This is a genomic window from Arsenophonus endosymbiont of Apis mellifera, assembly GCF_903968575.1.
Lineage (GTDB): Bacteria > Pseudomonadota > Gammaproteobacteria > Enterobacterales > Enterobacteriaceae > Arsenophonus > Arsenophonus apicola.
Map to the genome: position 1 here is coordinate 1 of NZ_CAJCFU010000072.1, position 6,504 is coordinate 6,504.

Sequence of the window (6,504 nt, forward strand, 5' to 3'; positions counted from 1 at the left end):
GCCATTAACCGCGTCCGTTGAATTAGTATTTAAATCACCAGCAGCGACATTACTTAATTTCTGTGCATTGCCTGGGGCAGCTGCGGTACCATTTAATGCTGTCAAAACCAGACTGTTTGTTGCAGAAGTCCGTTGCACGACACCTGTTGTACCGCTACCAATATTTGCATTCAAATTACTTAAATTATTATCGATTCCACCGATAGCATCCCCCACATTATTGTAACTATTCCCCTGAACGGTATAGGAAGGTGCTGTCCAGCTCCCAGTGCTGTTGTCATATGCTGATCCTCCACCGAATGCGGAGGCCGTGGCAGAGCCCAATGAGATGGTATTCGCATTCAGTGCCGTACTGATAGTATAAAGCTGTGAACCATTAACCGCATCGGTTGAGGTACTGGTTAATGCTCCATCTGCCACGCCTTGGATCTGGCGATTACCAACCGCCATCACACCGAAGGATGGTGCCTGATTAATGGTCAATGTATTACCCGCGATAATGGCATTTGCGGCTGTATTGGCTGAGGTATCTGAAACGGCCGTGGCACTAGAATTATTACCAAGAGCAATACTGTTGGCCAGCGTAGAGCTGGCACTATTTCCAATAGCAATAGAGTTAGTTTCTGAGGCATTGGCTAAAACGCCAATAGCAATTGAATTTAATCCAGAATTTGCATTAACCCCTAAAGAAATACTATTGTTATCATTAGCGGTAGCATCAAATCCAATCGCTATAGCGCCATTACCACTAGCAATTGTCCCATTCCCATTATTTACGGCGATAGCGATAGAATTAGCTCCAGAACTATTACCTCCGGCAACAGAATAACTTGCTAGAGAAGGAAAAGATATAAAACCAAATGTTAGATAGATAAGTTTTATGATAAGGCGCTGATAAATATTCATAGTTTCTCTTACTAATTGCAGGCTGTTAACTCAAACTAAATATAAATTTTATTTATAATGGTAATATTATGTTCATTAAATATGATGTAAATTTCTGAATTTAATGGAAGTGAGAGAAATTTAATATCGAAAAATTTTCGTAATACTATAGCTTAATTTTTTATAATTAATACAAAAATTAAAAAAATAAAGGAATCATTTAGATTATATTTAGGTTTTATTAAATGAATATAGTTTATTTCATTCTTCAAATTATATAATACATGAGGTAAACCACTCTCTGAAATTTTAATCTTAAATTATTTTAATAATTTATAATATTAAAGTCATGATAGCAAATATATTTGCCGTAAAATAAGTTAATTTAGTAATTAATTATCTCTAAGATAGATGTTATACTGATTACCCATTAACTTACCTTGAGAAAACCACGGTGTGCCATACCATAAAAGATCAACACTACCGTTACTTGCATCAAATAAATATCCTTTATTATTATTGAAAATTAAACGTCCCTTCTTGAATATTAATAGTTGAAATTTATTCATGGATTCTTGATTATAATAATTCTTTAAACGTTCAAGATAATTTAAGGATTGTTGCTCAAAAAGGAGTCTTATTTTCGCTCGGTAATTATCCATTGTCGCGTTTTTCTCATTAGCTAATTGTTGAGCAATACTGGAAAAAATTTCTGCATTTACACGGCTTATGGCTAATCTTAAAGGGATAAGATTTATAATTGCTTTTTCATCAAGTTTTACCATCTCTGAAGCTTTTCTTCTCTTGTTAAGAATAAATAAATTTATATCAGGGATGGTATAAATAATTGAAGAAATATACGCGGCGCAAGCGGTTGATATTTTTTGAACATCATTCCCATTTCTTGCGATATGAATAAAATTTTGATTTGCTTTTTCTTTATTAACGTTATATACACTTAAATTCAATTGATTTTTTTTGTCTTGATTATTCATTTCATTAAAAACCAAATTACATAATTGATTTTTCTTAATATCATTTCCTTCCCCGTCAAAAAATGATTGTATGGCATATATTTCATCAATTATGACTGGCATAGCATTTATTCTTACGTAGTTATATTTTTCATAAGAACGAGAGTAGTCACAGCTACTAAGAAAAATAGTAAATAAACATATGTAAAGTTTTGCAATTCTCATATTTTAGGCACTCCATTAATTACTCAATCATATAATATTTTTCGAATTAAACAAATTTATTTTTATATTTGCAAATTGAATCGGAGAATTTTATTTTGCCTGATTACAACAATTCAAGAATGGAATATAAATCATAAAAATCATACTAACATAATGAAATTATTGTATAAAATCATGTATTATCATAATGATTTTTATCCTGATAAAATTTATGTGTGTTTTTAAATTAAAACTTAAAGGCTTTATTTTATTTCAAAATCCTAATCGTAATTTTATTGAAAATATTACAAACATAATTGCGGTGGTTTACCGTATAATAATTAAGAATTGTATCTCAACCACTTTGTTTAATAGAGATACCTTATCCAGAAGATAGTCATAGTGAAAGGATGTTTCTATTGAACTAAAGCTAATAAGCGATAGAATAAAGGTGTAGTAATTAAATGTATATTAATAACCATGTGTATTATCAGACAAACATTTAAACCTTTTGATAAAAGCTATCCATCAAAATACCTCTCCTAAAAAAGCGAATAATGATAAAAGTAATGCTAATCTTCCTGCAATTATTTTCGCTTAATTAGTCTGAATTTACGATAAAATAATACAATATTGCTATAAAAATAGCATTATCATGCTATGTTTGTTATTAAAACTTATCGAAAAGTAAATTTTTTTACTGCAAAGGGTAGAGATACTGCATATGTTCCATAAACAACAAATTCTTTGACTGGTAAATGCCTTGTGTTCTTTGGTTACCTGAAAACATAACGCATCGTATAAATCTAATCACACTCCATAAATTTAACAGAGCCAGTTTTTACCATAATTTTTTATCAAGAAACTCACATTTATGCCTTAATAATAAGTTTATGACAATTGTTTAAGATAACTTATTTTACTAATACATATAATGTGAGTTAAATACCAAAAAATTCATTTTTTAAATTGATATATTATTTAATTTCTTTCCAGGGATTCGGACCCGTATTTTTACCATCATAAACTAGCCCTGGTTCATCATTAAAACTCCACCATGCAGCTTCCCAGATTTTGTTTTTCCAATTAACCTTATTATACTTAAGATATGTTCTATTCCTTTCCCATATTGGGTATTCTGCCAATTTATCATTATTATCGTCATAATCGATAATAATAGTATGATTTATACTTGCACTGTTTCCGAGAGAATCCTTTACAGTAAGAAAAATTGAAAAATTATTAATCTTAATACCACTTGGTATTTTTAAGTTGAGAATTGATTGATTTTGCGAATCAGAAGCGAGACCATCAGGTAATTTCCAAAAATAGGAAACAATGTTACCAACTTTTGATGTAGATTGTTCTGCTGATAATACTATTTCTTCACCCCTTTTATAATTATTTGAACCATCAATAACTATGTTAATTAAAGAGCCTTCCGATAATCTTAAAATATTTTTTAATTCATTGATAGCATTACGAACATTCGGAATAGGACCTATATGTCCATTTTTTTTATTGGAGAAATAATTTTGTGGAGTTCCAGTTTTAATTAAGAGAGCTCTCATTTCATGTGGAGTAAGAACATCACCGGTTTGTTTTTTATACCAAGATTGTACCGCAACCGCAGCAGAGGCGACTATCGGTGTCGCTGAGGATGTTCCTGAAAAAGAGCGCGTATATTTATTGTTTGAAAGATCATCATATAAATCACCATAACCGGTAGTAACAATATTCCAAGCTCCCCATCCTTGTAAATGCACCATGCTACCAAAAGTACTGAAATTCGTTTTATATAAAAGTTCATTGCCAGCGCCTACACGAATAATGCCATTATCGTCGCGATTTCTATATTCAAAATAAACATCGGAATCTAAGTTCGCATTACCATTTCCAGCTGCTGCTATAACAATAATGCCAGCTTTAAGCGCTTCTTGTGTAATCTCCCAAACATAATAATCAAAATCTGCGGGAACATATTTATTATCAAAACCACGAGTTTGCATTTCATAAACAAAAACATCGCCAGGTTTTAATAATTTCAAGCCAATAGTGATGCCATGAGCACGACCTAAATCTAATTCTGATAATGCATAAAATTTATCTGCACCATGAACCATTCCTTTTATGCCTGAACCAATATCATTGCCAAACATAATACCGGCTACTGCCGTTCCATGATGATCTTTTCTTGTGGTTAATTCAACAAATTCTTTTCTTTTCAAATTCACATGTTCGTAATCAAAACCATGTTCAATGTCAGCAATTTGAATGTTTTGTCCCGTAATACCCAAACTCCATGCATATTCAATATCAATCCCGATGAAATTAGGTGTTATGCCATCCTTAAATCCCTGCATAGGATTAAAATCTGGAATATTATTAGCAACAAGTTGCTCAATGACGTCAGTTTCAAGTTGTACAGGCAAATCCATTGGTGAGTTTTTTTTAATATAAGCATATTCAACAAAATCATAGGTTGATAATTTTTCTATAATATTTTCCATCTCACTTAAAGAGAGCTTTTCCGCATCTTTAATTTGACAAATTCCTATTATATTTTCAAAATTTACGGAATTTGATTTATTAGTTGAATTTAACATTTCTTCATTAATTATTGAAATGAAGGTAAAACTTTTTAGAAAATCATCTTTAATATAATTTTTTTTAAAAGTCAAAATTCTATCTTTTAATGAGCTAATTACTTCATTATTAACCTTCAAGATAATATTATATTTTTCCATTAAATCAGACTCCATTGATTAATTGACGTTTTCTTACATGGTATATTATTTATATTTATAATATAAGCAGTGATTTAAATTTATTTCGATAATTATGTAAGTAAAAAAAAATAATATCTATTTTTTATTTTTTTTTGTAAGATTATATTTATTATTAATAATTTTCAGAATATTATACATTATTAATTTATATTAATAGTGATATTGCTGGGTCAATGTGGAATTGGATTTTTTATATAATTTATTGGTATAATTTAATTCTTAAAAATAGTATAACCTCCCATAATTCTAGTATGAAGTAACTATAATAAATTCTATTTTATATCTATTAACCACGTTAAATTTTATCTAATTGATTTATAAAAAATGAGTACTTCTTATAATTAAAAATATGGAGACATCAAAAAATATATTCAACATACTAAATAAACAATAAATTCTTATCAATAAACAAAATCTCTACTAACTTGGTTTTTATTTATATTTTCTTGAGATAAAATTTTCAAACTTTTACTTCATTAAATTTTATTTACTATTATAGATTTATTATTTTAATTTGTATTAACAGAGTATCAGAAATTAATACGCTCGTGCGCTTGTTCAGCTCAAACGTAAAGGCCAATGTCTGTCTGACGTTGAACACCAACAGATTAAGTACCGAAATAACATTATCGAATGCGATCATGGCAAACTGAAACGGATAGTCAGTGCCAAGCTGGGGTTTAAAATCGATGAAGACAACTTATGCCAAGATAAAAGGGATAGAAGTGATGCGGGCGCTGCGTAAAGGTCAGGTGGAGTCATTTTACTTTGATCATCCTCTGGTAGAAATGAGTCTGGTGAATAGAGTCTTTGAAATTTAAGACCTTCACCAACAAATAAAGCTACCGCATTACAATCTTTGCAACAGTGCCGATATGATCCAGTTAATAAAAGAGTTTGACCAAGATGGGATGGCGATACGATTTTTAGATGATGGTATCAGCACCGAAGGTACGATGGGCAAAATGATAGTCACCATCTTATCAGCCGTGGCTCAAGCAGAACGCCAACGTATTTTAGAACGAACAAACGAAGGCCGCATGGAAGCGAAATTAAAAGGCGTTCAATTTGGACGTAAACGTAGTGTTGATCGAGAAAAAATTAGACAACTACGTTCTCAGGGAATAGGAGCAACAACAATTGCCCGTCAATTAAAGATTGCGAGGTCAACGGTTTATAAAGTGTTTGATAACTAATATTTAGCTTTAAAATCATGAAAAATGATGTACTACAAAATCTTTTATAATATTTTTAGTTAGAATAACTGGCTCTATTGCAAAGATCAGGTCTTTGATAATCATTTCTTAATAACTCAATAAAAGGTGCCCTTAGAAATACTTTTCTACGACGCAGTCTGAATTAGCTATACCTGTTATAAACAAAATCTAGTTGTACAGATTTTTAATAAGTTGAAATTATAAGGTAATGTTAAAGCATTCACAAAAATTGATCGTAACTTGTTGTATTTTAATCTTTTAACTAATTATGTGTTTTCTTATAATTAAAGTTTAGAGTTAAATATCATGTCTGGATTTAATATTGATTTTGGGGGTTTGGGGAGCAGTGGAACAGTGGATAAGGGCGCGATAATCGACGTGGTGTCCAATGCTATTTAAACAGGCTCTTAAGCGCTTTTTAGTGAGCGGTAACCC

2 protein-coding genes and 3 pseudogenes are annotated in these 6,504 nt (G+C 30.6%); 2 read left to right on the forward strand and 3 right to left on the reverse strand.

All coding sequences use genetic code 11. The features are described 5' to 3' along the window. From H1X92_RS12155 to H1X92_RS12165, 3 genes and pseudogenes are all read right to left on the reverse strand, one after another. Positions 1-906, reverse strand: a pseudogene (locus tag H1X92_RS12155) (hypothetical protein); the annotation flags it as partial. A 371-nt stretch (positions 907-1,277) separates the two neighbouring features. After that, positions 1,278-2,084, reverse strand: coding sequence for a hypothetical protein (locus H1X92_RS12160; protein WP_180560405.1), 807 nt, complete (start codon positions 2,082-2,084; stop codon positions 1,278-1,280). Between the two features lie 956 nt (positions 2,085-3,040). Next, on the reverse strand, positions 3,041-4,810 hold the full coding sequence (locus H1X92_RS12165) for a S8 family peptidase (protein WP_180560406.1): 1,770 nt from the start codon (positions 4,808-4,810) through the stop codon (positions 3,041-3,043). A gap of 583 nt (positions 4,811-5,393) precedes the next feature. On the opposite strand from H1X92_RS12165, the pseudogene H1X92_RS12170 reads away from it, so the two are divergent. Both H1X92_RS12170 and H1X92_RS12175 read left to right on the forward strand, forming a co-directional pair. Beyond that, a pseudogene (locus H1X92_RS12170) lies at positions 5,394-5,673 on the forward strand (DDE-type integrase/transposase/recombinase); the annotation flags it as partial. A 42-nt stretch (positions 5,674-5,715) separates the two neighbouring features. Then, a pseudogene (locus tag H1X92_RS12175) lies at positions 5,716-6,048 on the forward strand (recombinase family protein); the annotation flags it as partial. Between the last annotated feature and the right edge of the window lie 456 nt (positions 6,049-6,504).